Origin of the sequence: Nocardioides sp. (assembly GCF_025965415.1) — a bacterium.
GTDB lineage: Bacteria > Actinomycetota > Actinomycetes > Propionibacteriales > Nocardioidaceae > Nocardioides.
The window spans coordinates 46,940-72,678 of sequence record NZ_JAOPWY010000167.1 but is presented as its reverse complement, the minus strand read 5'-3'; the positions used below and the strand labels follow the sequence as shown (position 1 = coordinate 72,678).

The following is a 25,739-nucleotide window of genomic DNA, read 5'->3' as shown; positions in this document are numbered from 1 at the left end:
GGGCCGTGGCCGTAGACCGGGGCGTTGTCGAAGTAGGGGCGGAAGACCCGCTTGGCCTCGGCCTCGGTGGAGGCCATGAACACCTGCCCGCCGAGCCCGACGTAGGCCTGGTCGGCGGCGCCGTGGCCGTAGTGCTCGAAGCGGCGGCGGTAGAGCTTGACCATCGCCTCGGTGTGCTCCTTGTTCCAGAAGATGTGGTTGTGGAAGAAGCCGTCACCGTAGTAGGCCGCCTGCTCGGCGATCTCGCTGCTGCGGATGGAGCCGTGCCACACGAAGGGCGGTGTGCCGTCGAGCGGCGCGGGTGTCGAGGTGAAGCCCTGCAGGGGGGTGCGGAACTCACCCTGCCAGTTGACGACCGGCTCGCGCCAGAGCTTGCGGAGCAGGTGGTAGTTCTCGACCGCGAGCTTGATGCCGTCGCGGATGTCCTTGCCGAACCACGGGTAGACCGGGCCGGTGTTGCCGCGGCCCATCATCAGGTCGACGCGACCGCCGGAGAGGTGCTGGAGGAAGGCGTAGTCCTCGGCGATCTTCACCGGGTCGTTGGTGGTGATCAGCGTGGTGCTCGTCGAGAGGAGGAGCTTCTCGGTCTTGGCCGCGATGTAGCCGAGGTGGGTCGTCGGGGACGACACGACGAAGGGCGGGTTGTGGTGCTCGCCGGTCGCGAAGACGTCGAGACCGACCTCCTCGGCCTTGAGCGCCAGCTGCGTCATCGACGCGATGCGCTCGGCCTCGGACGGCGTGCGTCCGGTGGTCGGGTCCGTGGTGACGTCGCCGACGCTGAAGATGCCGAACTGCATGAGATCCTCCGTGATAGTTGAAGTTTGTATCATCTCCAACGGGGCTGGTCCCCCCAGTATTCCGTGGAATCGCCGGGCACCGTTACCGCGTTGGGCTGACAGGCGGGCGCACGCTCGGACTGAGGACCACCGCGCGAGAGGAGCGACGATGACCGACTTCACCCCCTTCGAGGACCTGCTGCGAGGACACGCGGGCCTGCTCGAGGACTCCGCCCACGACCGCTGGCTGCGCGCCCAGGCGCTCTTCGAGGAGCGCGCCTACCGTGAGGCCGCCGTCCTGCTGACCGAGCTGATCGACGAAGCCGACGACGTGGGCCACGAGCTCACCGACGTACGCCTCCTGCTGGCGCGCTCGCTCTACCACTCCGCCCAGCTCGACGGCACGATCCGGGTCGCCACCGAGCTGCTCGAGCACGACCCCAACGAGCCCTACGCCCACCTGCTGGTGGGCCGGGCCCTCCAGCGCAAGGGACGGCGCCACGAGGCGCAGCCGCACCTGCGCCTCGCCGAGCTGCTCGGCGGCTACCGGGTCTGACCGGCGTCGCGGCGGCGAAGCCTCGGTGAACACTCGCCGCCGCGCCCCCACGGGGGTCCGGACCGCCCCATGCTGAGGCCGTGACCAGCTACGGCGACCACACCGGACCCCTCGCGATCGCGCACCGCGGGGGCATGGCCCTCGCGCCCGAGAACACCCTGGCCGCCTTCGGGCGAGCCACCTCGCTCGGCCTGACCCACGTCGAGACCGACGTGCAGACCACGCGCGACGGGCATGTCGTGTGCTTCCACGACGCGACGTTGCGCCGGGTCACCGGTCACGCGGGTCGGGTCGCCGACCTCGACCTGGCCGACCTCCGCCGGCTGCGTGTGCACGGCACCGAGCCGATCCCCACGTTGGAGGCGGCGCTGGCGACCTTCCCCACGACGCGCTTCGCCATCGACCTCAAGGACGAGGCGTCGATCGGCGCGATGGCCCCGCTGCTGCGCACCCACCCGCACTGGGCCCGGCGGATCTGCGTGGCCGGCGCGTGGAGCCGCTGGCTGCGGCGGCTGCAGGACGAGGCGCCGGGAGTCACGACGGCCCTCGGCTGGCGCGCCCTGACGACGCTCATCGCGTGCTCGCGCGGCGGCGTACGGCCCGTCGGGCTGGGTGCGACCGGACCCGCGCGCGGCGCCTTCGCCCACGTCCCGGTGAAGCTCGGCCGGATGCCGATCCTCTCCGAGCGGGTGATCGCGCGGGCCCACGAGCACGGCATCCGCGTCGTCGTGTGGACCGTCGACGACCCAGCCACCATGCGCTCGCTCCTCGACGCGGGCGTGGACGGGATCATCACCGACCGGCCCGACGTGCTGCGCGACGTGCTGATCAGCCGCGGGCAGTGGACCCGCCCCGATGCCGTACGCCCGGAGGCTCCCGCCGCCACCAGCCCGGGATAGTCCGCATCAATCAGCTCCCCGCCAGGGCTCCGGCACGAGCCAATTGCTGCGGACTACCCGGGGTCGGGTTGAAACGGATACCCCCTAGGGGTATTGTGGGAAGCATGAGCGAGCAGCACGGACACCTCGAGGGCAACGACGCCGCCGTCCAGGCCCACCTCAAGCGGTTGCGCCGCATCGAGGGGCAGGTGCGCGGGATCCAGCGGATGGTCGAGGACGAGAAGTACTGCATCGACATCCTCACCCAGGTCTCCGCCGCGACCAAGGCCCTCCAGGCCCTCGCGCTCTCGCTGCTCGACGACCACATGGCCCACTGCCTCGTCGACGCCGCCCGCCAGGGCGGGGCCGAGCAGGAGCAGAAGCTCAAGGAAGCCTCCGAGGCGATCGCCCGCCTCGTGAGGTCCTGACCGGAGGAGAAGCGATGACCACCAGCACCTACACCGTCACCGGCATGACCTGCGGCCACTGCGCCGCCTCGGTCACCGAGGAGATCTCCGAGCTCGCCGGCGTCGAGAACGTCGACGTCGTCGTCGAGACCGGAGCCGTCACCGTCACCAGCGCCGGCCCCCTCGACCCCGCCGCCGTGCAGGCAGCCGTCGAGGAAGCCGGCTACGCCTTGGCATGAAGGCACCTCGGAACGTCCCCGTCAGTACGCCGTTGCGCGTGGCCGCGTTCGTCGCCGCCCTCGCGGCCGCCTTCGCGGTCGCGTGGGGCGGGGGCCGGCTCGTCGGACCCATCGACACCGAGCCCGTTGCGGCCCACGACGACATGGCGGACCACGGGGACGCCGCCGGCGCCGCCGCGGCCGCGGAGGTCGGCGGGCTGACCGCGCGCGCCGACGGCTACACCCTGGAGCTGGCGGACCGCACCCTCGAGCGAGGTCGCACGCGGCTCGACTTCCGGGTGCTGACCTCGAGCGGCCGCCCGCTGCTCGACTACACGCGCGAGCACGACAAGGACCTGCACCTCATCGTCGTACGCCGTGACCTGACCGGCTTCCAGCACGTGCACCCGACCCTCGACGGCGCGACCGGCACGTGGTCGACCGACGTCCGCCTCACACCGGGTGTGTGGCGCGTCATCGCGGACTTCACGCCCGAGGGCTGGGACGGCATTACCCTCGCCGACGACGTGTCGGTGGGCGGTCGCTACCGGCCCGACGACCTGCCGGCCGACGACCGCGCCGCGTCGGTCCGGACCGACGAGGGCACCTACACCGTGACCCTCGAGGGCGGCACCGCCCCGGGCGCGAGCACCGTGCTCACCACGAGCATCGAGCTCGACGGCGCACCGGTCGCCGACCTCGAGCCCTACCTCGGCGCCTTCGGCCACCTCGTGGCCATCCGCTCCGGCGACCTGGGCTACCTCCACGTCCACCCCGAGGAGGGCGAGCCCGGTCCGGGGATCGACTTCGCGACCGCCTTCCCGACACCGGGGACGTACCGCCTCTTCCTCGACTTCCAGCACCGCGGCGTCGTCCGCACCGCCGCGTTCACCGTCGAGTCCGGCGGCGCGCCCGACCACGCAGCCGAAGGAGGAGCCGGTCATGAGCACTGACGTCGAGCTCGCCATCACCGGCATGACGTGCGCGTCGTGCGCCAACCGCATCGAGCGCAAGCTCAACAAGCTCGACGGCGTCACCGCGACGGTCAACTACGCCACCGAGAAGGCCAAGGTCTCCTACCCCGGGAACGTCTCGACCGACGACCTGCTCAGGACCGTCGAGGCGGCGGGGTACGTCGCCGCGCTGCCCACCCCGCCGGACGCCGGGGCGCCTGCCGAGGGGCCCGCCGTCGACCCGCTGCTGCAGCGCCTGCTCGTCAGCACCGCACTGAGCATCCCCGTGGTCGCGATGGCGATGGTGCCCGCGTGGCAGTTCACCTCCTGGCAGTGGGCCTCGCTCGCCCTGGCCGCGCCGGTCGTGGTGTGGGGCGCGTGGCCGTTCCACCGCGCCGCGTGGACCAACCTGCGCCACGGCGCGACGACGATGGACACCCTCGTCTCGGTCGGCGTGCTCGCGGCCTTCGGGTGGTCGCTGTGGGCGCTGTTCCTCGGCACCGCCGGCGAGCCCGGCATGACCCACGCGTTCCGGATCTCGATCGACCGCACCGACGGCGCAGGCAACATCTACCTCGAGGCCGCCGCCGGCGTGACGACCTTCCTCCTCGCCGGGCGCTGGCTCGAGCACCGCTCCAAACGGCAGTCCGGAGCGGCGCTGCGGGCCCTGCTCGAGCTCGGCGCGCGCGACGTGGCGGTCGTTCGCGAAGGGGTCGAGACCAGGATCCCCACCGACCAGCTGGCCGTCGGCGACACGTTCGTCGTGCGTCCCGGGGAGAAGGTCGCCACCGACGGCGAGGTCGTCGAGGGCACGTCGGCGGTCGACGCGTCGATGCTCACCGGCGAGTCGGTGCCCGTCGAGGTCCGCCCCGGCGACACCGTCGTCGGCGGGTGTGTGAACGCCGGCGGCCGGCTCCTCGTCCGCGCCACGCGCGTCGGTGCCGACACCCAGCTCGCCCAGATGGCGCGGCTGGTGGAGGACGCCCAGAACGGCAAGGCCGAGGTCCAGCGCCTCGCCGACCGCATCTCCGGCGTCTTCGTCCCGATCGTGATCGGCCTCGCCGTGGCGACCCTCGGCTTCTGGCTCGGGGCCGGCGGCGGGGTGACGGCCGCCTTCACCGCCGCCGTCGCGGTGCTGATCATCGCCTGCCCGTGCGCGCTGGGCCTGGCCACGCCGACCGCGCTGATGGTCGGCACCGGCCGCGGAGCCCAGCTCGGCATCCTGATCAAGGGCCCCGAGGTGCTGGAGTCGACCCGTCGGGTCGAGGTGATCGTGCTCGACAAGACCGGCACCGTCACCACCGGCGAGATGACCGTCCACGACGTGGTGGCCGCCGACGGCGAGTCGCCCGACGACGTACGCCGCCTCGCCGGCGCCCTCGAGTCCGCGTCCGAGCACCCGATCGGCCGGGCCATCGCGGCCTCCGTCGACGTGCTCCCTCCCGTGGAGGACTTCGCCAACCGGGAGGGCCTCGGGGTGCAGGGCATCGTCGAGGGCCACGCCGTCCTCGTGGGCCGCCCCCGGCTGCTCGAGGGGTGGAGCCAGCACCTGTCGCCGTCGCTGGTCGAGGCCGTGGCGAGGGCGCAGGGCGAGGGCCACACCCCGGTGGCGGTCGGCTGGGACGGGCGCGCCCGCGGGGTCATCGTCGTCGGCGACACGATCAAGCCCACGTCGGCGCGCGCGGTCGCCGGGCTGAAGGAGCTCGGGCTCACCCCGATCCTGCTGACCGGCGACAACGAGGCCGCGGCCCGCCACGTCGCCGACCGGGTGGGCATCGAGACGGTCGTCGCCGACGTACTGCCTGCCGACAAGGTCGCCGAGGTCCAGCGCCTGCAGGCGGCCGGCAAGGTCGTGGCGATGGTCGGCGACGGCGTCAACGACGCCGCCGCGCTCGCCCAGGCCGACCTCGGCCTGGCGATGGGCACCGGCACCGACGTCGCGATCGAGGCCAGCGACCTGACGCTGGTGCGCGGCGACCTGCTCGTCGCCGTCGACGCGATCCGGCTCTCGCGCCGCACGTTGGCCACGATCAAGGGCAACCTGTTCTGGGCGTTCGCCTACAACGTCGCGGCCCTGCCCCTCGCGGCGGCCGGACTGCTGAACCCGATGCTCGCCGGAGCCGCGATGGCGTTCTCGAGCGTGTTCGTGGTGACCAACAGCCTCCGGCTGCGCGGCTTCCGCTCCTCGATCGGCTGAGGTCGGCGGTCGGGCGGTGGCGGTGGCGGAGCCACATTTCCCGGGCCCCGAATGTGGGTGGACCACCGCCCCGTGCGCGCCCAGGCCGGGGGCTCCGCCGGGGTGAGCCGCATCCACCGCCTGGTTCCTAGGCTGGGCGCATGGGACTCATCGACAAGCTGACACCGGGCCGCTCCGAGACGGAGAAGACCCGGGCCGCCCTCGAGGCCGCCGGTGACGCCAACCCGGACCCCGGCGCCATCGACCGGCTGGTCGCGATGCTGGTCGACACCGGGCTCGAGGGCCGCGGACCGCTGCGGCCGGCGCGCGAGGTGGCCGCGGACGCGCTCGCCAAGGCGGACGGCGACGCGGAGAAGGCCATCGGGGCGCTCGCCCGGGCGACCACCGTGAAGGGCGGCATCGGCGGCTTCGTCACGGGAGTCGGGGGCTTCGTCACGATGCCCGTCTCGCTGCCGGTCAACGTGGCCGAGTTCTACCTCCAGGCCGTGCGGATGGTCGGCAGCATCGCCACCCTCCGCGGGTACGACGTCAGCGAGCCGCGCGTGCGGACCGCCATCCTGCTCACCCTGGTCGGCTCCGACTCCGACGAGGTGCTCAAGAAGGCCGGGATGACGACCGCGGGCAGCCGCGTGACGTCGTACGCCCTCAAGGGCCTTCCGCCCGCCGCCCTGATGGTCGTCAACAAGGCGGTCGGGTTCCGGCTGATGCGCGGCGTGAGCGAGAAGCTCCTCTCGCGCCTCGGTCGCGGCATCCCGCTGGCGGGCGGCCTCGTCGGCGGCGGGATCGACGGCTTCATGATGAAGAAGATCGCCGACCACGCGATGAAGGAGTTCCCCGCGATCAGCTGAGCGAGGCCCGGACGGCCAGGTCGGCCCACTCCTCGACCGCGGTGACGCCGCTGGTGGCGAGCACGGTGGCGCGCCGGCGCAGGAAGAAGTTCACGCCAGGACTCCCGGTCGGAGCGTGAGGTGGTCGCTCAGGTGCCGCGAGGTGACGCGGTGCCAGCGGTTGCCGGGCAGCTCGGGGGTGAGCAGTGCGAGCCCGGTGCCGTACTTCGAGATGCGGATCGGGCGGTGCCCGAGCTCCCAGAGCCTCCGGTCGAGCGGTCCCGGACGCGTGGTGCCGGACTTGGTCTCCACGACCAGCACCTCACCGACCTGGGCGGTGCCGTGGCCGGAGACCCAGCGCAGGTCGCGGTCGATGGTCGCGCGTCCCGCACTGCCCTCGAGCAGGAGCGTCGTACGCAGGTAGCTGGTGTGGAGCGTCGCCACGAGGCCGCGCGGGTCGATGTCGTGCACGTGCGCGACGCCGAGCCGGTCCCGGACCCAGGCGCCGGACGCGTCCGACATCTCGAGACGGTGGTCGTGCTGGGCCAGGCGCTCCTTGACGGTCACCCCGCGGCGACCGCGCGTCTTCACCTCGAGCCAGCACTCGCCGGTGTCGGCGTAGACCCGGGTGCGCACCTTCCACCGGCGCCGGCGGCGGTGCGCCGCGGCGCTCCAGCTGTCCAGGTCGATGGTGTCGAGGTACGTCGACTCGTAGCGCGAGGAGCGGCGGCCGTCGATGTCGAGCGCCCGGAGCCCGAGGATGCCGGTGAGCACGGCGTCGAGCTCGGCGGTCCCGATGACGTACTTGCGGTCCGTGCGGGTCAGCAGCGCGGCCTCGGCGTTGAGCTCGCCGAGGGAGACGATGGGCAAGCGGTCGACGGCGTCCATGGCGCTCATCGGTCCGTCACCGGGTCAGCGCGGGAGCGGCGTGGCGCTCGGCGCGAGGCATCGTCGGGCGCGGCGAGGCGGCGTAGTGCACCTCGACGGTGGTCGTGTCGTTGACGAGGTCGACGCGCACCGGCGTCACGCGGGTGACCCGGGCGTCGAGCAGCATCTCCAGGCGCTCGACGAGCGTCTCCTCGTCGGTGATGGCGGCGTCGAGGACCACGACCTGGCGCAGCCCGGTGCTGTGCAGGAGGCGGCTGTCGGCGACGGCGAGCACGCCGACCAGGCCGGCCATCAGGGAGATGGAGAGGGCCACGTCGCCGGTGCCCAGGCCGCCGATCAGGCCGATGGCGAGGGCCGCGAAGTAGTAGGCGATCTCGTGCTGGCCGAGCTCGTCGGAGCGCAGCCGGATGATCGACAGGACCCCGAAGAGCCCCAGCCCGAGGCCCACCGTCGCGGCGCTGCTGGAGAGCACGATGGTCACGGCCAGGACGCCCATGTTGACGGCGATGAAGGCCGTGACGAGGTCGGCGCGGCGGTGGCGGGGGTAGTAGACGGCCATGGCGAGGACGAGGACGGCGACGACGTCGACGACGGCCAGGAGGTGGGTGGGGTTCACGGGAGGTCCTTTGCGGGTCGGTGTGCCCCGAGGTTGTCGAGCGCGCCTGTCGTCCACCTGCCGCCCGCCTGTGCTCGTGCTGTGCATCGCTGCGTGGCCCGACCTGAGAGGATCGGCGCCGTGGACGGACCCCTGCCCCTCGCGCTCATCTGTGCGTCGCTCGCCTTCGCGGCCGTGGTGCTGGTGTACGTCGCCCTGGCCCGCACGCCGGACTGGGGCCTGCTCGGCTTCGCCGGCGTCATCGAGGCGGGCGCCCTGGTGCTGCTGGTGGTCACCGGCGTGCAGGTGGGCGACGCCGACCTCGGCGGCGGCGAGACGGCGACCCTGTTCGGCTACCTGCTCGCGGGACTCGTGCTGCTGCCGATCGGCTTCGTCTGGTCGCTGGCCGAGCGCAGCCGCGGTGCGACCGCGGTGCTGGCGGTCGTCGGCCTGACCGAGGCCTTCGTCGTCGTCCGGGCGCTGCAGGTGTGGCCGTGAGCTCGGCGACCGGGTCCACCCGCTCCGGCGCCGGTCGCGTCCTCGTCGCGATCTACGGCGTCTTCGCCCTCGCCGCCACGGCGCGCTCGCTCGTGCAGCTGCTCACCAAGGCCGACGAGGCGCCCTTGGCGTACTCCCTCTCCGCCCTCGCCGGAGTCGTCTACGTCGCGGCCACCCTCGGGCTGGCGGAGGTCGGCCCGCAGCCGCGTCGTCTGGCCTGGGCGGCCGTCGGCTTCGAGCTCGTGGGGGTGCTGACCGTCGGCACGCTGACCGTCCTCGACCCGGAGCTCTTCCCCGACCAGACCGTGTGGTCTTCGTACGGCGCGGGCTACGGCTGGCTGCCGCTGGTGCTGCCGTTCGCGGGGCTGGCCTGGCTCGTCCGCACGCGGCCCCGCAGCCATGGCTGACACCCGGGCCAGGCTCTGCCTGACGATGATCGTGAGGGACGAGTCCGCCATCATCGAACGCTGCCTGGCGGCCGCGGCTCCCTGGATCGACGCCTACGCGATCCTCGACACCGGCTCGACCGACGGCACGCCCGACATCGTCCGGTCGTTCTTCGAGCGGCACGGGGTGCCCGGCCGGGTGACCGAGGGTCGGTTCGACGACTTCGCCCAGGCCCGCAACGACTCGCTCGTCGCCGCACGCGACACCGCCGCGGCGTACGACGTCGGCCACCTCCTGCTCTGCGACGCCGACATGGAGCTCGTGGTCGAGGATCCCGGCTTCCGCGACGCGCTGACCGCCGACGCCTACCTCCTCGAGCAGCGCGCCGCCGGCCTCCACTACGCCAACGTGCGGCTCCTGCGGGTCGCTGCGCCGTTGCGCTACGTGGGCGTCACGCACGAGTACCTCGACGTCGGCTCGGCCGCCCGTCCGAGGCTCGAGGGAGCCTGGTTCCGCGACCACGCGGAGGGCTCGAGCCGCCGGGTCAAGTTCGAGCGCGACCTCGCGCTGCTGGAGCGCGGCCTCGCCGACGAGCCCGACAACGCCCGGTACGTCTTCTACCGGGCGCAGACGCTGCGCGACCTCGGTCGGGACCGGCAGGCCGTGTCGGCCTACGAGCACCGGGTGGCCCTCGGCGGCTGGGAGGAGGAGGTCTGGTACTCGTTGCTGCAGGTGGCGGTGCTGCGCGAGCGGCTCGGGGACGACGACCGGGACGTGCTCGCGGCCTACCTGGCGGCGTTCGAGCGCCGGCCCGGACGCGCCGAGACCCTCGTCGAGCTGGCCCGGCACCTCCGTGAGCGGGGCCGCCACGAGCTCGCCCACGTCTTCGCGACCCGGGCCGTCCAGCTGCCGCACACAGACGACATCCTCTTCGTGCTCCCTGCCTGCTACGGCTGGCGGGCCCGCGACGAGCTGTCGGTCGCGAGCTACTGGGTCGGGAGGTACGCCGAGTCCGCCGTCCTCGCCGAGGCCGTGCTCGCGGACCCGGAGCTGCCGCCGGGGGATCGGCCTCGCGTCGAGCAGAACCTCGCCTTCGCTCGCGAGCGCACCGCCCTACACTGACCGACGTGCCTCGTCCCGCCCTCGCCGTGCTCGCCCTGCTGAGCACCCTCCTCGTCACCGGCTGCAGTGGCGACAGCACCGACGAGGGGCCGTCACCGACGAGCGCGTCCTCGACCACCCTGTCGGCCGCGGACACCCTGGTCGAGACCGCGCTGCAGCAGCTCGAGGCGGGTGACGACGCGAAGGCGCGGGCGACGTTCGAGAACGTGCTGGAGCTCGACGCGGGCAACGTCTACGCCCACTACAACCTCGGCCTGCTGGCCCAGGACGCCGGGAACGACGCGCTCGCGATCAAGGAGTACGACGCGGCGCTGGAGACCGACCCGGAGTTCACCTCCGCGCTCTACAACAAGGGCATCGTCCTCGAGGCCGACGACCTCGGGTCCGCGGTCGAGCTCTATCGTCGCGCCCTCGCGATCGACCCCGACCTCGCCGCCGCCCACATGCGCCTCGGCTTCGCCCTCCTGCACCTGGGCGAGACCGACGAGGCCGAGGAGCACCTCGCCACGGGAGTCGAGCTGGACCCCTCGATGGCGGACGTCCGGGCGCCGTCGTACGACTGAGAACGAGCGCTGCGCGGGGTCTCCCGATTCGGCCACGCGCCGTCCGATGCTCCACTACGGTGATTCGGTGCCCACCTCTCGGCCCCGCGCCCTCGTGTCCCTGTCCCTCGCCACCCTGGCCCTGGCCACCGTCGTCGGCACCGGGGGGACGGCCGTCGCGGCCGACAGCGCGACGCGCGACGTCCGCGTGATCAAGGCGTGCTTCAGCGTCGAGACCGGCCAGATCCGGGTCGTCCGCAAGGTCACCCAGTGCCGCCCCGGCGAGGACCACATCCGCTGGGTCCGCGGCGGAGAGCGCCCCGAGGGCCCGCGTGGGCCGAAGGGCGAGACGGGTGCGACCGGCGCGACCGGACCCGCCGGTGCCACGGGAGCGACCGGAGCAACCGGAGCACCCGGCGCCACCGGAGCCACCGGAGCCACGGGCACGACCGGGGCCAACGGCGCGACCGGAGCCACGGGAGCGACCGGGGCCGACGGTGCGACCGGCGCCACCGGCGCAACCGGCGCAACCGGCGCTACCGGTGACATCGGACCTGCCGGCCCGGCCGGACCCGCCGGCGCGACCGGAGCCACGGGTGCCGCGGGCGCGACGGGTGCGGCTGGAGCGGACGGGTCTGTCGGAGCGACCGGACCCACCGGAGCCACCGGCCCTGCCGGGGACATCGGCCCGTCCGGCGCGACCGGCCCCGCCGGACCCATCGGCGCCACCGGCCCTGTCGGACCCACCGGCGCGACCGGAGCCGCTGGCGCCACGGGAGCCACCGGTCCCGCCGGATCCCCCGGCACCGGGGCCATGCTCTCGAGCAGCAGTGGTCAGGTGGCCACCACCACGACCGTCCTCGGCGGTGCCGGCAACACGGTGGCCGTGCTCCCCCTCAGCGGCGCCGGATCGGTCAGCAACGTCTCCATCGTCGGCGGAACGATCGATGCGACGAACTCCCCGATCGCGGGGCTGGCCCAGCCGATCACCAACGACCACACCCTGACCAGCATGGACGGCTACTTCACCAACACCAGTGCGATGTCGCTGGTCGGCTCCACGCTCCAGCTCAGCGTCGAGCTCTGGACGTCCCCGACGCCGGACAACGTGTTCACCGCCGTCCCCGGAGCCACGTGCAGCCTGGTGCCGTCATTCACCGGCATCGTCGCGATCGGCACTGTGTCGAGCTGCACGTCCACCGGCCTGAACATCCCGATCTCGAACCAGACCCAGGCGATCCTGGTCGTACGCTCGGACGTGGTCGCCGGCCTCGACACGAGCAGGGACGTCAACGGCTACTGGTCCGCCGGCCTGACGCTGGGCTGACGAGGGGCTACGGCGTCGCCGGGGGCAGGTGCTTCTTCATCAGGCGCTTGACCCGGCGCTGCTTGCGGTCGGGGATCATCGAGCGCATCTCCTCCAGCTTGCCGAAGCAGAGCAGCCGGTCCTCTCCCTCGAGCACCGTCTTGTTGCGCGGGTTGGGGATCACCTGGGTGCCGCGGTGGAGCGTCAGGACGGTGATGTCACGCTCGTCGAGGCCGGACTCACCGAGCTTCTTGCCGACCATGTCCGACCCGGCGTGCACGACGATCTCGGCGACGCCGTAGCCGGTCGAGACCGTCAGCCGCTGGCGTACGTCGATGTCGGGGAAGGCGACCTGGTTGTCGATGTAGTCGATGATCGCGCCGGCGACGTCGAGCTTGGTCGCGCCCTCGATGCCCTCCAGGCCGGGCGAGGAGTTGACCTCCATCACCTGCGGGCCGTTGTTGCCCTCGAGCATGTCGACACCGGCGACCCGCAGGCCCATGATCTGCGCCGAGCGCACGGCGATGCGCTCGAACTCCTCGTCGAGCTCGACGGGCTCGACGCTGCCGCCGCGGTGCACGTTGGAGCGGAACTCGTCGCCCTGCGCGACGCGCCGCATCGCCGCCACGACGCGGTCGCCGACGACGAGGGCGCGGATGTCGCGGCCCTTGCTCTCCTTGACGAAGCGCTGGATCAGCACGTTCTGCCGGGTGCTCTGCAGCGTCTCGATGATCGCCTCGGCCACCTTGATCGTGGGGGCCAGGATGACGCCGATGCCCTGCGTGCCCTCGAGCAGCTTGATCACGACGGGCGCGCCGCCGACCCGCTCGATCGCGGGGATCACGTCGGCGCGGTCCTGCACGAAGGTCGTCGCCGGCATCGGGATCTTGTGGCGCGAGAGGATCTGGGTCGCGCGGAGCTTGTCGCGGCTGTTGGCGATGCCGTAGGAGGTGTTGGGCGTGTAGACGTCCATCTGCTCGAACTGGCGCACGACGGCGGTGCCGAAGTAGGTGATCGAGTTGCCGATGCGCGGCAGCACGGCGTCGTACGTCGACAGCTGCTTGCCGCGGAACAGCAGGTCGGGCTCGTCCCCCGTGAGGTCGATGCCGAAGCGCAGCGTGTTGAGCACCTTGACGTCGTGGCCCCGGTCGACGGCTGCGGTCCGGAGGCGCTGCGTGCTGTAGGAGCGCGGCGCGCGGGAGAGGATGGCGAGCTTCATGGTGGGACATACAAGCACGCCAGTCGCAGAGCCCACCTGACAAGATGACGCCGTGTCCCCCGACCCCTCCCCTCCCGACCCCGGGTCCGGCGGCGAGCGGATCGTCGTCGGCTGGCGCGAGTGGGTGGCCCTCCCGCAGGCCGGCGTCGCCTGGGTGAAGGCCAAGATCGACACGGGCGCACGGTCGTCGTCGATCCACGCCTTCGACCTGGAGGTCTTCGAGTCCGACGGCCAGGAGTGGGTGCGGTTCTCGATCCACCCCTGGCAGCGGTCCGACGAGGACCACGTCGAGCTGAGCCTGCCCGTCCTCGACCGGCGTGAGGTGCGCAGCAGCAACGGCCAGACCGAGCAGAGGTACGCCGTCGCCATGGACGTGACGCTCGCCGGCCGCACCATCACGACGGTGATGACGCTGAGCAACCGCGACGAGATGGGCTTCCGGATGCTGATCGGCCGCGAGGCCCTCGAGCGCGGGTTCCTCGTCGACTCCGCGACGTCGTACGCCGGTGGCCGGCCGCGGCGCGCAGTGCGAAGGAAGAACTGGGGCAAGTAGCCACATCTGATCACTGGCTGCACCACAGGGTCCGAACAGCTCGACACCTCGCAGGCCGTGCTGACCGACGACAGCTGGAGCGCCGACGGCACCACGATCAGCGTGCGCGAGGTCAGCACCGGGTCGGGCACCCAGACGTCCGACAGCGCCGAGCAGAGCGGCGCGATCTTCGCCATCAACGGCGAGGCCTGCGCGGAATCCCCGCAGACCTGCTCGGCTGGGCGTGCGCGGTGCCGGGCGAGAGGTACGAGTACGAGCTGCAGGTGCTCCTGCGAGCCGGGCGGGCATCGCCCTCGACCCGGTGCCGATCGCCACGATCTACCTCGACGACAACGCGTCCTCGCACTTCCGGCCGGTCGCGGACTCGCTCCGCGTCTATGCGGCGCTGCTGCTCTTCCTCGCCTCGTCGCTGGCCGCCTTCGTCATCGACACCGTCGCGCTGCTGGTGCTCACCGCGGCGACCGGCGACCTGCTGCTCTCCGTCGTCGGGGCGCGCCTCACCAGCGCCGGCGTCAACTTCGCCGTCAACCGCAGGCTCGTCTTCGACAGCGGCCACCGCACCCGCACCGGCGGCGCCGCACGCCGCGACGCCTCACAGGAGGTCCACAAGGTCAGCCCACCTCCCCGACAGGTGGGCCGACCACCCTCGACCTCACGAGCCGCTGACCCGGCCCGCCCAGACCTCGGACCACTGACGAAAGGCCGCACCCCATGCGCCCCCTGCACCGGACACCCATCCGACGAGCCCTCGCGGGCACCGCGGCCGCGCTGCTCCTCGCCGGCTGCGGCGCCTCCGTGGCCAGCGACACCACCGGCACCACGTCGACCGCCTCCGCGAGCTCGACCAGCACGGTCACCGCGAGCGACGCGACCACGGTCGACGACGCGCTCGCCGACGACGTGGCCGTCGAGACCGGCGACACGGCGTACGACGAGGCCGATGCCACCGTCGTCACCCTGTCCGGCACCTCGGCGAGCTCCGACAGTGACGCCGTCACCATCGCGGACGGCACGGTCACGATCACCGCCGCCGGGACCTACGTCCTCAGCGGCGACCTGGCCGGCCAGGTGGTCATCAACAGCGCCGGCGACGTACGCCTCGTGCTCGACGACGCCACGATCGCCTCCGGCACGACCTCCGCCGTCGACGTCGTCGACGCCCAGTCGGTCGTCGTCGTGCTGGCCGACGGGAGCACCAACGCGCTGACCGACGCCACGACGTACGACGACACGTCCGACGAGGCACCCACCGGAGCGCTCTACTCCACCGCCGACCTCACGATCGGCGGCAGCGGGTCGCTGACCGTCACCGGCAACACCAACAACGGCATCGTCGGCAAGGACGGCCTGGTCATCACCGGCGGCACCATCGAGGTGACCTCCGTCGACGACGGCATCATCGGCAAGGACTACCTCGTCCTCACCGACGGCACCGTCACGGTCGACTCGACCGGTGACGCCGTCACGTCCGACAACACCGAGGACGCGGGCGCCGGCTTCGTGCTGATCGAGGGCGGCGACCTGACCGTCACCACGCAGGACGACGGCATCAAGGGCGTCCAGGTGCTCGTGGCCGGCGGCACCATCGCTGTCGCCGGGTCGAACGAGGCCCTGGAGGGCTCGCTGATCATCGTCGACGACGGCGACATCGAGCTGCACTCCGCCGACGACGGCGTCAACGTCGCCACCTCCGACGACAGCGCGGCCACCGACGGGCAGGGCGGCATGGGCGGCGAGATGGCGGCCGACACCTCGCTCCACCTCGTGATCAACGGCGGCACCCTCGAGGTGTGGTCGAGCGGCGACGGGCTCGACTCCAACGGCGACGCCACCATCACCGGCGGCGACATCACGGTCTACGGACCGACCACCGACGGCAACGGCGCACTCGACGTCAACGGCACCTTCGAGGTCACCGGCGGGACTCTGATGGCCGCCGGCACCTCCGGGATGATGGTCGCCCCGTCGACCGACTCCGCGCAGGGCTGGATCGCCGCCGCCCTCAGCACCACCGCGGCCGCGGGCTCGGAGGTCGTGATCGCCGACGACTCGGGCGCGCAGGTGGCGACGTACACGATCGCGAAGGACTTCACCTCAGTCGTCTTCTCCTCGCCCGACATCGAGCAGGACGCGACCTACACCGTCACCGTCGACGGCACCCCGACCGAGGTCACGGCCGGCGTCGCGCCGGCGGGCGGCCACGGCGGCCCGATGGGCGGCTGACGCATGACCCACCCCGAGCACTCCCCCTCCACCAGCACGGACACCCACGAAGGACACGACATGACCAGCACCAGCTCCTCCGACCTCCCCGCCGCCCCCGGCACCACTCTCGACACCGGCGCAGCAGCCGCCCACGAGGCCCCCACCCACCCGCCGACCGCGAGGCGCGACTGGCGCCGGCTGGGCCGCAGCCGCAAGGTTTTGACCGCCGGCGCGGTGGTCGCGGGCCTCGCGATCGGCGGGGCCGGCTTCGGGGCCGGGTACGCCGTCGGCGACTCCGACTCGACGACCGGCACGACGCAGACCGGCACCGACTTGGGCGACCACGGCTTCCCGGGCGGCCCGATGGGCGACCGGGACGGCGACGGCCCGATGGGCGTCCCGCCGGGCGGCGACCTGGACGGCCAGCTCGGTGGGACCCAGGGCGGCACGACCGGCGAGTCGCCCGACTTCGACGGCGACGGCCAGCCGGACAGCGGGACCGGCTCGAGCACGTCCCCCGACTCCGGCACCGGCTCAGACTCGTCCACCCAGCAGAGCTGAGGCTCCCACGGACCGACCCGCCCCGGTCACCTCTTCCCCCCGGGAGGTGCCCGGGGTGGGTCCTGTCCGCGGCCACGGCCACTACCCTGAGCAGCGTGACCCCCGCCGCCGCTCCCGCCCCGGTCGCCCGGAGCAGGTCCTAGTGGCCCGCGAGTCCTTCGCCATCGGCGGCGTCCGGATCCGCGCCGGGACGGTGCGCGCGCTGGAGCTGCCGATCACCCGCCTGGTGACGGGCGCCGACGTCACCCTGCCGGTGCGGGTCGTGCACGGTCGCGAGGACGGGCCGTGCGTGTGGATCGACGCCGCCATCCACGGCGACGAGGTCGCCGGGGTCGAGGTCGTCCGCCAGGTCATGGCCGGGCTGGACCCCAAGACCTTCCGGGGCACGCTGGTTGCGGTGCCGATCGTCAACGTGCTCGGCTTCATGACCGGCGACCGCTACCTCCCCGACCGGCGCGACCTCAACCGCTCCTTCCCCGGCTCCGCCCGCGGCTCGCTCGCCAGCCGGATCGCCTTCCTCTTCATGAAGGAGATCGTGGCGGGCTGCGAGGTCGGCATCGACCTCCACACCGGGTCCGACCGGCGCAGCAACCTGCCGCAGGTCCGTGCCGACCTCGACGACCCGGGCACCCGCGAGCTGGCGCAGGCCTTCGGTGCCCCGGTGATGCTGCACGCCAAGATCCGCGACGGCTCGCTGCGCCACGCCGCCCGTGAGCAGGGTGCCAAGGTGCTGCTCTACGAGGCGGGCGAGAACCTGCGCTTCGACTCCTACGCCGTCGACGCCGGCGTGATCGGCGTACGGCGGGTGCTGGCCTCGCTCGGCATGACCGAGCCGGTCGTCGAGCCGCCGGTCGAGCCGAGCCTGGAGTGCCGGTCCAGCGGGTGGGTGCGTGCGCGTCGCACCGGGATCCTGCACCTCGACGTCGCGCTCGGGCAGAAGGTCAGCGAGGGCGAGCGGCTCGGCACCCTCTTCGACTCCTTCGGACGCACCCTGCGCGCGGTCTACGCCAGCCGAGACGGCATCGTGATCGGCCGCACCGAGGCGCCCCTGGTCAACTCCGGTGACGCCGTCGTGCACATCGCCAGCTGACCGACCATCGCCCGACCACTCCCGACCAGACGAGGACCCGCATGCCCTTCGACGTCTGCTCCTTCCGCGCCGAGTTCCCGTCGCTCGCCTCCGGCATCGCGCACTTCGACAACCCCGGCGGGACCCAGACCCCGGCCGTGGTGGGCGAGGCGATCGCCCGGACGCTCACCGGTCCCCTGTCACAGCGCGGCGCGGCGCTCGTCAGCCAGCGCCACGCGGAGCAGGCCGTCGGCGAGTTCCGCTCGGCGGTGGCCGACCTGATGGGTGGCGTCCCCGAGGGCGTGGTCCACGGCCGCAGCGCGACGCAGCTGACGTACGACTTCTCCCGCACCCTCGCGAAGACGTGGGCGGCCGGTGACGGGGTCGTCCTCTGCCAGCTCGACCACGACTCCAACGTGCGCCCATGGGTCCAGGCCGCCGAGCGCGCCGGGGTCACCGTGCGGTGGCTGCGGCTCGACCCGGCGACCGCGGAGCTCGATCTCTCCGACCTCGACGAGGTCGTCAACGAGCGCACCCGGGTCGTCGCGCTGACCGCCGCCTCCAACCTGCTCGGCACGCGACCGCCGGTCGCCAGCGTCGCCCGTCGCGCGCACGAGGTCGGCGCACTTGTCTACGTCGACGGGGTGCACCACGCCGCCCACGCGGCGCCCGACCTCGCGGCCGTGGGGGCGGACCTGATGGTCTGCTCGCCCTACAAGTTCTTCGGCCCGCACTGCGCCGCGCTCGTCGCCGATCCCGCGCTGCTGGAGACCCTGCGCCCCGACAAGCTCGTGCCGTCGACCGACGCGGTGCCCGAGCGGTTCGAGCTGGGCACGCTCCCCTACGAGATGCTCGCCGGGGTCACCGCGGCGATCGACCTGATCGCCGGCCTGGCGCCGGAGGGTGGCTCCCGCCGCGACCGGCTGGTGGCGGCGTACGCCCTCGTCGCCGACCACGAGCTCCGCCTGCGCGGACGTCTCGAGGAGGGCCTGGTCGACCTCGGCGACCGCCTCACGCTCCACTCGCGCGCCGCCGACCGCACCTCGACGCTCTTCCTCACCCTGCGCGACCACCTGCCCGTGGACGCGTACGACGCCCTGGCGAAGCGCGACGTGCTCGTGCCGGCCGGCACGTTCTACGCCTACGAGACCTTCCGCGCGCTGCGGCTGCCGGTCGACTCGGGGCTGCGCATCGGGCTCGCGGCCTACACCGACGACGCCGACGTGGACCGGCTGCTCGAGGGGCTGACGGACTTCCTGGCCTGAGTCCGCTCAGTCGACCGGTCGGCCCTCGGCCTGCTCGGCCACCTCGTCCGAACCCGCTCCGGACTCGTGGGCGCTCGAGTCGACGTCGTCGGTGTCGACCATGTCCCCGACCGTCGCGTTGCCCTCGGGCTCGGCGTCGAGGGCCCGCTGCCGGTCGTCGTCGCTGACCCGCTCACCCGCGCCGGGGAAGGCGGAGTCCTCCGGGTGCTCGGCGTAGGCGTCGGGGGCGGTCTGCTCGTCGCTGGTCATGCTCTCGACCGTACGCCGCACGGCGAGGCGCCGACCCGCCCGCAGAGGTGGGTGGAGACAGATCGTGGAGCTCCGGTGCCGATGTCCAGCACCGGAGCTCCACGATGTCGCCGGATCAGTCCTCGCGGGCCGACCCGCGCCCCGGCTGCACCAGCTCGACCCGCGAGCCGGGCGGCAGCGCCTGGACCAGCCGCAGCTGTGCGAGCGACGGGTGGTCGTCGAGGAGCTTGGCGCCGTTGGCCAGCGACCGCAGCGCCGCCGTCTCGGCCCGTGCCGCCTCGAGCTGGGCCTGCGCCCGGTGCCGACCGACCACCAGCTCGGAGTAGGCCATCCGCAGGTCGGCCGGCGCTGTCGGACCTCTCGGCCACAATGGGCGGGTGAGCCAACCGGGCGAGCGGCAGCACTGGGTGCTCCACGTCGACATGGACCAGTTCCTCGTCGCCGTCGAGCTGCTGCGCCGCCCCGAGCTCGTCGGCCGGCCGGTCGTGGTCGGTGGCCGGGGCGACCCGACCGAGCGCGCGGTCGTCTCGACGGCGTCCTACGAAGCACGCGCGCACGGCGTGCGCTCGGGGCTGGCGCTCAAGATCGCCAAGCGCCGCTCCCCCGACGCCGTCTTCCTGCCGGTCGACTTCCCGGTCTACGAGGCCGCCTCGGCGCGGGTGATGGAGACGCTGCGCGCGACGCCGGGCGCCGTGGTCGAGGTGCTCGGCTGGGACGAGGCGTTCGTCGGCATCGAGACCGACGACCCGCTGGCCGCGGCGCGGGCGATCCAGGCGGCGGTGCTCGAGGCGACCGACCTGCACTGCTCCATCGGCATCGGCGACTCCCTGGTGCGCGCCAAGATCGCGACCGACTTCGGCAAGCCGCAGGGCACGTTCCGGCTCACCCGCGACAACTGGATGGAGGTGATGGGACACCGCCCGACCACCGCGCTCTGGGGCGTCGGGAGCAAGATCGCCGCGCGGCTCGAGGCGATCGGCATCCGCACCGTCGCCGACCTCGCCGCGGCCGACGAGGAGGCTCTGGTCGCCGCGTTCGGCCCCGCCAGCGGCGCGCACCTCGGGCGACTCGGTCGCGGCGGCGGCCGCACCACGCCCGACGACACCCCGTGGGTCGCCCGCGCCCACGGACGCGAGACGACCTACCAGGCCGACCTCACCACACCCGACGAGGTGCACGCCGCGCTGGCCGACCTCGCGGCGCGGGTCGTGGACGACGTACGCCGTGAGGAGCGCGCGGTGCAGCGGGTGCACCTCAAGATCCGCTTCGCGCCCTTCTTCACCTTCACCAAGGTGCGCAAGCTCGCCGCACCGACCTACGACGTCGAGGTCGTCGCGCGGACGGCCTACGAGCTCTACCTCGCGCTCGACGACCAGCGACCCGTGCGGCTGCTCGGGGTCCGCGGCGAGATGGTGCCGCCCGAGGGCGGCTACTGACTCTCGGCTACTGGCCCAGCAACGACAGCCCGGCGGCGAGGGCGAACCCGGCCACCGTCGCCAGGCCGGCCAGGTCCTTCGCCCTGTCCTTGGCCTCGGGGACCATCGAGTCGATCAGCATGGTGAGCAGGGCGCCCGCGGCGAAGCCGTCGACCAGCGCGCTGGTGCTGTTCGACACGGCGTCGGCGGCGAGGAAGCCGCCGGTGGTCGCCAGGGCGCAGGCGGCCGCCACCGCCGCCCACAGCCCCATCACCTGGCGGGGGCTGCGTCCCGCGGACCGCATGTCCGCGGAGGACCCGATGGCCTCGGGGAGGTTCGAGGCGAAGATCGCGACGAGCATTGCCGTGCTGACACCCTGGCCCTGGGCCAGGCCTATCCCGAGGACGGCCTGCTCGGGGATGCCGTCGAGGAAGGCACCCAGCGCCAGGCTTGCACCCCCTCCGGAGGACGTCGACTCCACCCAGCGGTTGGCGAGGTAGAACGTCGCCCCGCCCAGCGCGAGGCCGATGGCGACCGGCCACATCCCACCGATGCGCAGGCCCTCCTCGGCCAGCTCGAAGGACACGCCCGCGATCAGGGCGCCGGCGCCGAAGCCGAGCACGAGGCCGACGAGCGTGTCCGACCACGACCGCACCAGCCCCAGGACGGCGCCGACCACCAGCGAGCTGGCAGCCAACGCACCCCACCCGAGGGACTCGATCACCTGACGAGCATGCCAGTGCTCAGTCGACTCCCGCCACGGGGCCGATCAGCCGGTCGGCCAGCCAGGCGCCGAGGATGGTGGAGAGGTAGACCGCCCCCGGCTACTCGGTGGCGATCGCCGCCAGCACCTTCATCCGCGAGGCCCGGATGGCCGGGACGACCGCGGCCAGGACGCCGAAGATCACGGCCACCACGAGGAACACGAGCAGGCTGTTGACGGGCAGCGAGAGCTCGGTCAGGTCGTCCTTGAGCGACTGGCGCAGCACGACGCCGACGACCAGTCCCAGCACCATCCCCAGGACCGCACCCAGGAGGGCGATCGCCACGGACTCGAGTGTGATCATCAGTCGCAGCCTGCGCCGCGAGAGTCCGACCGCCCTCAGCAGCCCGATCTCGCGGGTCCGCTCGAGGACGCTCAGCCCGAGCGTGTTGACGATGCCGATGACCGCGATGACCACGGCGAGCGCGAGCAGCCCGTAGATCACGTAGAGCAGCTGGTTGACCTGGCCGCTGATCAGCTCCTTGAACTCCACCTTGTCCTGCACCGCGAGGATCGGCAGGTCCTTCACCACGTCCTCGAGGTCCTGCTGGACCGCCCCGCGATCGGCACCGTCCTGCAGCGTGATGCTGAGCGTGGAGTCGCTGCGCTTGAGACCGGCGTCGGCCAGCACGGACAGCGGGACGGTGATGCCGCCCGTGGTCGGGGTGTCCTCGAAGACACCCGTCACCTCCAGCGGGATGGTCCTCCCGCCGGGGAACTGCACGTCGACGGTGTCGCCGACACCCGCCTTCAGGTCGTCGGCCCGGCCCTGGCTCAGGAGCATCTGGTTGCCGGAGATGGAGTCCGTGCCGTCGACCATCGTGAGGTCGTAGATCTCGAAGAACCCCGGGTCGACGCCGATCGCGAAGGTCTGGTCGGGCTTGCCGTCGACCTCGACGCTCACCGGCGTCCCCTGCTGGCGGGAGACGAGGTCGACGCCGTCGACGTCCTCCATCTGGTCGCCGTACTGCGACGGGAAGCCCTGGAAGGTCGGCATCTGCACGAGGAAGTCGCTCTTGAACGCGTCGTCCACCGTGGCGTCGTTGGTCGCGCTCAGGGAGGAGGCCAGCACGCCGACCGCCGAGACGACCGCCAGGCCGATCATCAGCGCCGAGGCGGTGGCGCCCGTACGACGCGGGTTGCGCAGCGCGTTCTCACCCGCGAGCACGCCCGCCGTGCCGAACAGGCGACCGAAGACGGCGCGGCACGCGACCAGCACGGGCTTGCCGAGGACGGGAGCGAGCACGGCGGTGGTGATCACCCAGATCACCGCGCCGGCACCGATCCAGATCGCGTCGGTGCCCGGTGCGCCGACCAGGCCGGCGGCCGCGAGCGCGACGCCGACGACCATGGCGACGGTGCCGAGCACGAGGCGGCGACCCATCCCCTTCTCCTGCACCACGAGGTCGTCACGCATCGCCGCGACGGGCGGCACCTTGGCGGCCCTGCGGGCCGGGACGAAGGCCGCGACCATCGTCACGAGGATGCCGACGACGTAGCCGGCGATGATCGTGAAGGGCGTCAGGGTCAGCACGTCGCCGGCGATGTCGAGCCCGAAGGTGCGGAAGAGGCCGGCCAGGAGCCGCGACAGCCCCAGCCCCAGGAGCAGGCCCAGTGTGGAACCGACCGCCGCCATCAGGAAGGCCTCGATCAGCACCGAGCGGGTGACCTGCTTCTTGCTCGCCCCGAGCGCCCGGAGCAGCGCGGACTCCCGCACCCGCTGCGAGACCAGGATCGAGAAGGTGTTGAAGATGATGAAGGCGCCGACCACGATCGCGATCACCGCGAAGGTCGTCAGGAAGATCGAGATGACGTCGAGGAACTGCCCGATCTGCTTCTGGGTCTCCTTCACGACCTTGTCACCGGTGACGGCGGTGAAGCCCGCGGGCGCCACCGCGTCGGCGGCCTCGGCGAGCTCGGTCTGCGAGACACCGTCGGCCGCGGTCAGGGCCACGCTGGTGAAGGCGTCCTGCCCGTCGAGGAAGATCTCCTGCGCCTCGGCGGTGTCGAGCAGCACCAGGGTGGCGCCGGCCGTGCCTCCACCGTTGAAGTCCGCGGTTCCCACGAGCGTGAACGTCCGTCGCGGCTCCCCGGTCGGGACGATCATCGTCACCGTGTCGCCGACCTCGTAGGAGCCGCGCTCCGCCGAGGACGAGTCGAGGGTGATCTCGCCGGGCTTCTCCGGCCAGCCGCCCTCGTTGAGCTGGAGGATCTCCTCGCCCTGCATGTTCTCGCCGGGCGCGTAGTTGAACGCGAGGGTCGGGGCTCCCTGGCCGCCGACCAGCTTGTCGTCCTTGCCGAGCAGGAAGGAGCCGACGCCGTCGACGGAGCCGGTGGCCGCCGCCACCTCGGGGAGCGCGCCGAGCTTGTCGATGTCCTCCGGGCTGATCACCTGGGTGGTGCCGACGCCCGCGTTGGCGGCCTGGACGTCACCCGCGGGGCGCACCAGGGCGTCGGAGGTCGACCCCTTGACGATGTTGTCGAAGGTCGAGTTGAGGCCGGTGCTGAAGGTCATCACGCCGGCCAGGAAGCCGATGCCGAGCACGATCGCCAACGTGCTCATCAGCAGGCGCACCTTGCGGGCGAGCAGGTTGCGCCAGGTCAGGAGGAGCACGTCAGCTCGCCGCCTTCTGGATGGCGAGGTCCTGCAGGAGCGCCATCTTGGCGAGGATCTGGTCGCGGTCGGGGCTGCGCAGCTCGTCGACGATCACGCCGTCGGCGAGGAAGAGCACGCGGTCGGTGTACGACGCCGCGACGGGGTCGTGCGTGACCATCACGACGGTCTGGCCGAACTCGTCGACGCTGCGGCGCAGGAAGCCCAGCACCTCGGCGCTGCTGGTGGAGTCGAGGTTGCCGGTCGGCTCGTCGGCGAAGACGATCGACGGCTGGCTGACCAGGGCGCGAGCGCAGGCGACCCGCTGCTGCTGCCCACCCGACATCTCGCTGGGGCGGTGGCCGAGGCGGGGACGCAGGCCGACGGCGTCGACGACCTGGTCGAACCACTCGCGGTCGGGCTTGCGACCGGCGAGGCTGAGCGGCAGGAGGATGTTCTCCTCCGCGCTGAGGGTCGGCACGAGGTTGAAGGACTGGAAGACGAAGCCGACCCGCTCGCGGCGCAGGGTGGTGAGGTCCTTGTCCTTCAGCCTCCCGAGCGAGGTGCCGTCCACGACGGCCTCCCCGGAGGTCGGGGTGTCGAGGGCGGCCAGGCAGTGCATGAGCGTCGACTTGCCCGAGCCGGACGGCCCCATGATGGCGGTGAACTCGCCCTTCATCAGGTCGACGTCGACCCCGTCGAGGGCCCGCACCTCGGCCTCGCCCTTGCCGTAGACCTTGATCAGGTCGCGTGCGCTTGCGGCGACGCCGTGCGCCGCCTCCCCAGTCGGCTGCTCAGTCATGGGGCCAGTCTCGCAGGGGTCCGAAGCGGGCGGCCATGGGATATCGCCCGCAGCCGACCCTGACATCCGTCAGGGACGCCCCGGGGTCCGGCCGGCCCACGTCACCCTAGATTGGGCGCGTGGGTGACATCGCGGCCGGGCTGCTGACGGGCCTGTCCCTCATCGTCGCGATCGGCGCGCAGAACGCCTTCGTGCTCCGGCAGGGCCTGCGCCGCAGCCACGTGGGGCTGGTGGTGGCGATCTGCGCACTGTCGGACCTCGTCCTGATCCTCGCCGGCGTCGCGGGCATCGGTGTCGTCGTCGACCGGGCGCCGTGGGCCATCGAGGTCATCCGCTGGCTCGGCGTCGCCTTCCTCACCGTCTACGGCATCGCCTCGCTGCGGCGGGCCCGTCGCCCGCAGGCGCTCGCCGTGGGCGACGCGGCCGTCGAGGCGCGCACCGGCGTCGTCGCCCGCGCCGTCGCGCTGACCTGGCTCAACCCGCACGTCTACCTCGACACCGTGCTGCTCCTCGGGTCGATCGCCGGGACCCACGGCGACCCCGGCCGCTGGTGGTTCGCGCTGGGAGCCTGCGTGGCGAGCATCGGCTGGTTCGCAGGTCTCGGGTACGGCGCCCGGCTCGCGGCGCCACGGCTCGCGAACCCCCGCGCCTGGCAGGTGCTCGACGTCGCGATCGGGCTGGTCATGCTGGCGATCGCGGCCCGGCTCGCGGTGGGCTAGGTCGACTCCGTGTCCCGCGCCACGGCCTCGTCGTGCCGGGCGTGCAGACGCTCGCGGATCTCGCCGGCGTCGTAGTGACGGCGTACGCGCTCGTCGCGGGCGACGGCCGCGCCGGTGGCGACACCGGCCAGGATGCCCGCCAGGCCGAGGAGCTTCCACACGCGCATGCCGCCGAC

Annotated in this window: 29 protein-coding genes and 1 pseudogene; 19 read left to right on the top strand and 11 right to left on the bottom strand. The window is 72.6% G+C overall.

Annotated elements, in window-relative coordinates; all coding sequences use genetic code 11:
• On the bottom strand, positions 1-797 hold a 797-nt coding region (locus JWN97_RS17485; RefSeq protein WP_297625616.1), incomplete at its 3' end, for a CE1758 family FMN-dependent luciferase-like monooxygenase.
• A gap of 148 nt (positions 798-945) precedes the next feature.
• Here JWN97_RS17485 and JWN97_RS17480 point away from each other — a divergent pair.
• The 7 genes from JWN97_RS17480 (at position 946) to JWN97_RS17450 (ending at position 6,833) form a co-directional block, all read left to right on the top strand.
• On the top strand, positions 946-1,332 hold the full coding sequence (locus JWN97_RS17480) for a tetratricopeptide repeat protein (RefSeq protein ID WP_297625613.1): 387 nt from the start codon (positions 946-948) through the stop codon (positions 1,330-1,332).
• 80 nt (positions 1,333-1,412) lie between these two features.
• Positions 1,413-2,231 (top strand): glycerophosphodiester phosphodiesterase family protein, encoded by an 819-nt coding sequence (locus JWN97_RS17475; protein ID WP_297625610.1) that lies wholly within the window; start codon positions 1,413-1,415, stop codon positions 2,229-2,231.
• 104 nt (positions 2,232-2,335) lie between these two features.
• Positions 2,336-2,638, top strand: coding sequence for a metal-sensitive transcriptional regulator (locus tag JWN97_RS17470; protein ID WP_297625607.1), 303 nt, complete (start codon positions 2,336-2,338; stop codon positions 2,636-2,638).
• A 14-nt stretch (positions 2,639-2,652) separates the two neighbouring features.
• Positions 2,653-2,856, top strand: a complete 204-nt coding sequence (locus JWN97_RS17465) for a heavy-metal-associated domain-containing protein (protein WP_297625603.1) — start codon at positions 2,653-2,655, stop codon at positions 2,854-2,856.
• Positions 2,853-3,788 (top strand): hypothetical protein, encoded by a 936-nt coding sequence (locus tag JWN97_RS17460; RefSeq protein WP_297625599.1) that lies wholly within the window; start codon positions 2,853-2,855, stop codon positions 3,786-3,788. The genes JWN97_RS17465 and JWN97_RS17460 overlap by 4 nt, the downstream gene beginning before the upstream one ends.
• Positions 3,778-5,985 (top strand): heavy metal translocating P-type ATPase, encoded by a 2,208-nt coding sequence (locus JWN97_RS17455; RefSeq protein ID WP_297625596.1) that lies wholly within the window; start codon positions 3,778-3,780, stop codon positions 5,983-5,985. The genes JWN97_RS17460 and JWN97_RS17455 overlap by 11 nt, the downstream gene beginning before the upstream one ends.
• A gap of 140 nt (positions 5,986-6,125) precedes the next feature.
• The gene (locus tag JWN97_RS17450) at positions 6,126-6,833 is read left to right on the top strand and encodes an EcsC family protein (RefSeq protein WP_297625592.1); all 708 of its coding nucleotides are present in this window, start codon (positions 6,126-6,128) and stop codon (positions 6,831-6,833) included.
• A 90-nt stretch (positions 6,834-6,923) separates the two neighbouring features.
• Here JWN97_RS17450 and JWN97_RS17445 read toward each other — a convergent pair whose 3' ends face one another.
• Positions 6,924-7,700, bottom strand: coding sequence for a VTC domain-containing protein (locus JWN97_RS17445; RefSeq protein ID WP_297625589.1), 777 nt, complete (start codon positions 7,698-7,700; stop codon positions 6,924-6,926).
• A 16-nt stretch (positions 7,701-7,716) separates the two neighbouring features.
• Positions 7,717-8,316, bottom strand: a complete 600-nt coding sequence (locus tag JWN97_RS17440; RefSeq protein ID WP_297625586.1) for a DUF4956 domain-containing protein — start codon at positions 8,314-8,316, stop codon at positions 7,717-7,719.
• A 120-nt stretch (positions 8,317-8,436) separates the two neighbouring features.
• On the opposite strand from JWN97_RS17440, the gene JWN97_RS17435 reads away from it, so the two are divergent.
• From JWN97_RS17435 to JWN97_RS17415, 5 genes are all read left to right on the top strand, one after another.
• A complete protein-coding gene (locus JWN97_RS17435) occupies positions 8,437-8,793 on the top strand; it encodes a hypothetical protein (RefSeq protein WP_297625584.1) in 357 nt (118 codons plus the stop codon).
• Entirely contained in the window at positions 8,790-9,200 is a 411-nt protein-coding gene (locus JWN97_RS17430; protein WP_297625581.1) for a hypothetical protein, read from the top strand. Before JWN97_RS17435 ends, JWN97_RS17430 begins: the two co-directional genes overlap by 4 nt.
• Positions 9,193-10,302, top strand: coding sequence for a hypothetical protein (locus JWN97_RS17425; protein ID WP_297625578.1), 1,110 nt, complete (start codon positions 9,193-9,195; stop codon positions 10,300-10,302). Before JWN97_RS17430 ends, JWN97_RS17425 begins: the two co-directional genes overlap by 8 nt.
• A gap of 5 nt (positions 10,303-10,307) precedes the next feature.
• A complete protein-coding gene (locus tag JWN97_RS17420; RefSeq protein WP_297625575.1) occupies positions 10,308-10,865 on the top strand; it encodes a tetratricopeptide repeat protein in 558 nt (185 codons plus the stop codon).
• 67 nt (positions 10,866-10,932) lie between these two features.
• Positions 10,933-12,171, top strand: coding sequence for an exosporium glycoprotein BclB-related protein (locus tag JWN97_RS17415; protein WP_297625572.1), 1,239 nt, complete (start codon positions 10,933-10,935; stop codon positions 12,169-12,171).
• Between the two features lie 7 nt (positions 12,172-12,178).
• Here JWN97_RS17415 and JWN97_RS21285 read toward each other — a convergent pair whose 3' ends face one another.
• Positions 12,179-12,436 (bottom strand): TrkA C-terminal domain-containing protein, encoded by a 258-nt coding sequence (locus JWN97_RS21285; protein ID WP_363321309.1) that lies wholly within the window; start codon positions 12,434-12,436, stop codon positions 12,179-12,181.
• Positions 12,437-12,508: 72 nt separating this feature from the next.
• Positions 12,509-13,369, bottom strand: a pseudogene (locus JWN97_RS17410) (RimK family alpha-L-glutamate ligase); the annotation flags it as partial.
• A 52-nt stretch (positions 13,370-13,421) separates the two neighbouring features.
• Here JWN97_RS17410 and JWN97_RS17405 point away from each other — a divergent pair.
• The 5 genes from JWN97_RS17405 to JWN97_RS17385 all read left to right on the top strand — a co-directional run bounded on the left by JWN97_RS17405 (position 13,422) and on the right by JWN97_RS17385 (position 19,022).
• The gene (locus JWN97_RS17405; protein WP_297625566.1) at positions 13,422-13,922 is read left to right on the top strand and encodes a RimK/LysX family protein; all 501 of its coding nucleotides are present in this window, start codon (positions 13,422-13,424) and stop codon (positions 13,920-13,922) included.
• A gap of 711 nt (positions 13,923-14,633) precedes the next feature.
• Positions 14,634-16,145, top strand: coding sequence for a carbohydrate-binding domain-containing protein (locus JWN97_RS17400; RefSeq protein ID WP_297625562.1), 1,512 nt, complete (start codon positions 14,634-14,636; stop codon positions 16,143-16,145).
• 60 nt (positions 16,146-16,205) lie between these two features.
• Positions 16,206-16,688 carry a hypothetical protein gene (locus tag JWN97_RS17395; RefSeq protein WP_297625559.1) on the top strand — a complete coding sequence of 161 codons (483 nt, stop codon included), beginning with the start codon at positions 16,206-16,208 and terminating at the stop codon, positions 16,686-16,688.
• Positions 16,689-16,743: 55 nt separating this feature from the next.
• A complete protein-coding gene (locus JWN97_RS17390; RefSeq protein WP_297625556.1) occupies positions 16,744-17,778 on the top strand; it encodes a succinylglutamate desuccinylase/aspartoacylase family protein in 1,035 nt (344 codons plus the stop codon).
• A 41-nt stretch (positions 17,779-17,819) separates the two neighbouring features.
• Positions 17,820-19,022 carry a cysteine desulfurase-like protein gene (locus JWN97_RS17385; protein WP_297625552.1) on the top strand — a complete coding sequence of 401 codons (1,203 nt, stop codon included), beginning with the start codon at positions 17,820-17,822 and terminating at the stop codon, positions 19,020-19,022.
• Positions 19,023-19,028: 6 nt separating this feature from the next.
• On the opposite strand, the gene JWN97_RS17380 is transcribed toward JWN97_RS17385, so the two are convergent.
• Both JWN97_RS17380 and JWN97_RS17375 read right to left on the bottom strand, forming a co-directional pair.
• Positions 19,029-19,271, bottom strand: coding sequence for a hypothetical protein (locus tag JWN97_RS17380; RefSeq protein ID WP_297625549.1), 243 nt, complete (start codon positions 19,269-19,271; stop codon positions 19,029-19,031).
• Between the two features lie 115 nt (positions 19,272-19,386).
• Positions 19,387-19,602, bottom strand: coding sequence for a hypothetical protein (locus JWN97_RS17375; protein ID WP_297625545.1), 216 nt, complete (start codon positions 19,600-19,602; stop codon positions 19,387-19,389).
• 46 nt (positions 19,603-19,648) lie between these two features.
• Here JWN97_RS17375 and JWN97_RS17370 point away from each other — a divergent pair, with 46 nt between their 5' ends.
• Positions 19,649-20,707, top strand: coding sequence for a DNA polymerase IV (locus tag JWN97_RS17370; RefSeq protein ID WP_297625542.1), 1,059 nt, complete (start codon positions 19,649-19,651; stop codon positions 20,705-20,707).
• A 7-nt stretch (positions 20,708-20,714) separates the two neighbouring features.
• On the opposite strand, the gene JWN97_RS17365 is transcribed toward JWN97_RS17370, so the two are convergent.
• The 3 genes from JWN97_RS17365 to JWN97_RS17355 form a co-directional block, all read right to left on the bottom strand.
• Positions 20,715-21,410, bottom strand: coding sequence for a hypothetical protein (locus tag JWN97_RS17365; protein WP_297625540.1), 696 nt, complete (start codon positions 21,408-21,410; stop codon positions 20,715-20,717).
• A 100-nt stretch (positions 21,411-21,510) separates the two neighbouring features.
• Positions 21,511-24,063, bottom strand: coding sequence for an ABC transporter permease (locus JWN97_RS17360; protein ID WP_297625537.1), 2,553 nt, complete (start codon positions 24,061-24,063; stop codon positions 21,511-21,513).
• A gap of 1 nt (position 24,064) precedes the next feature.
• On the bottom strand, positions 24,065-24,844 hold the full coding sequence (locus JWN97_RS17355; RefSeq protein ID WP_297625534.1) for an ABC transporter ATP-binding protein: 780 nt from the start codon (positions 24,842-24,844) through the stop codon (positions 24,065-24,067).
• A 119-nt stretch (positions 24,845-24,963) separates the two neighbouring features.
• Between JWN97_RS17355 and JWN97_RS17350 the strand changes: the two genes are divergently transcribed.
• The gene (locus JWN97_RS17350; RefSeq protein ID WP_297625531.1) at positions 24,964-25,563 is read left to right on the top strand and encodes a LysE/ArgO family amino acid transporter; all 600 of its coding nucleotides are present in this window, start codon (positions 24,964-24,966) and stop codon (positions 25,561-25,563) included.
• Here the strand turns inward: JWN97_RS17350 and JWN97_RS17345 are convergent.
• Positions 25,560-25,730, bottom strand: a complete 171-nt coding sequence (locus JWN97_RS17345) for a hypothetical protein (RefSeq protein ID WP_297625529.1) — start codon at positions 25,728-25,730, stop codon at positions 25,560-25,562. The two genes, JWN97_RS17350 and JWN97_RS17345, sit on opposite strands and share 4 nt — an antisense overlap.
• Between the last annotated feature and the right edge of the window lie 9 nt (positions 25,731-25,739).

Bases quoted from the DNA above. Each gene is read 5' to 3' on its own strand.
- JWN97_RS17470 (WP_297625607.1), top strand. From the start codon at position 2,336: ATGAGCGAGCAGCACGGACACCTCGAGGGCAACGACGCCGCCGTCCAG.
- JWN97_RS17480 (WP_297625613.1), top strand. From the start codon at position 946: ATGACCGACTTCACCCCCTTCGAGGACCTGCTGCGAGGACACGCGGGC.
- JWN97_RS17375 (WP_297625545.1), bottom strand. From the start codon at position 19,602: ATGGCCTACTCCGAGCTGGTGGTCGGTCGGCACCGGGCGCAGGCCCAG.
- JWN97_RS17380 (WP_297625549.1), bottom strand. From the start codon at position 19,271: ATGACCAGCGACGAGCAGACCGCCCCCGACGCCTACGCCGAGCACCCG.
- JWN97_RS17455 (WP_297625596.1), top strand. From the start codon at position 3,778: ATGAGCACTGACGTCGAGCTCGCCATCACCGGCATGACGTGCGCGTCG.
- JWN97_RS17425 (WP_297625578.1), top strand. From the start codon at position 9,193: ATGGCTGACACCCGGGCCAGGCTCTGCCTGACGATGATCGTGAGGGAC.
- JWN97_RS17395 (WP_297625559.1), top strand. From the start codon at position 16,206: ATGACCAGCACCAGCTCCTCCGACCTCCCCGCCGCCCCCGGCACCACT.
- JWN97_RS17400 (WP_297625562.1), top strand. From the start codon at position 14,634: ATGCGCCCCCTGCACCGGACACCCATCCGACGAGCCCTCGCGGGCACC.
- JWN97_RS17460 (WP_297625599.1), top strand. From the start codon at position 2,853: ATGAAGGCACCTCGGAACGTCCCCGTCAGTACGCCGTTGCGCGTGGCC.
- JWN97_RS17385 (WP_297625552.1), top strand. From the start codon at position 17,820: ATGCCCTTCGACGTCTGCTCCTTCCGCGCCGAGTTCCCGTCGCTCGCC.
- JWN97_RS17450 (WP_297625592.1), top strand. From the start codon at position 6,126: ATGGGACTCATCGACAAGCTGACACCGGGCCGCTCCGAGACGGAGAAG.
- JWN97_RS17345 (WP_297625529.1), bottom strand. From the start codon at position 25,730: ATGCGCGTGTGGAAGCTCCTCGGCCTGGCGGGCATCCTGGCCGGTGTC.
- JWN97_RS17355 (WP_297625534.1), bottom strand. From the start codon at position 24,844: ATGACTGAGCAGCCGACTGGGGAGGCGGCGCACGGCGTCGCCGCAAGC.
- JWN97_RS17465 (WP_297625603.1), top strand. From the start codon at position 2,653: ATGACCACCAGCACCTACACCGTCACCGGCATGACCTGCGGCCACTGC.
- JWN97_RS17445 (WP_297625589.1), bottom strand. From the start codon at position 7,700: ATGGACGCCGTCGACCGCTTGCCCATCGTCTCCCTCGGCGAGCTCAAC.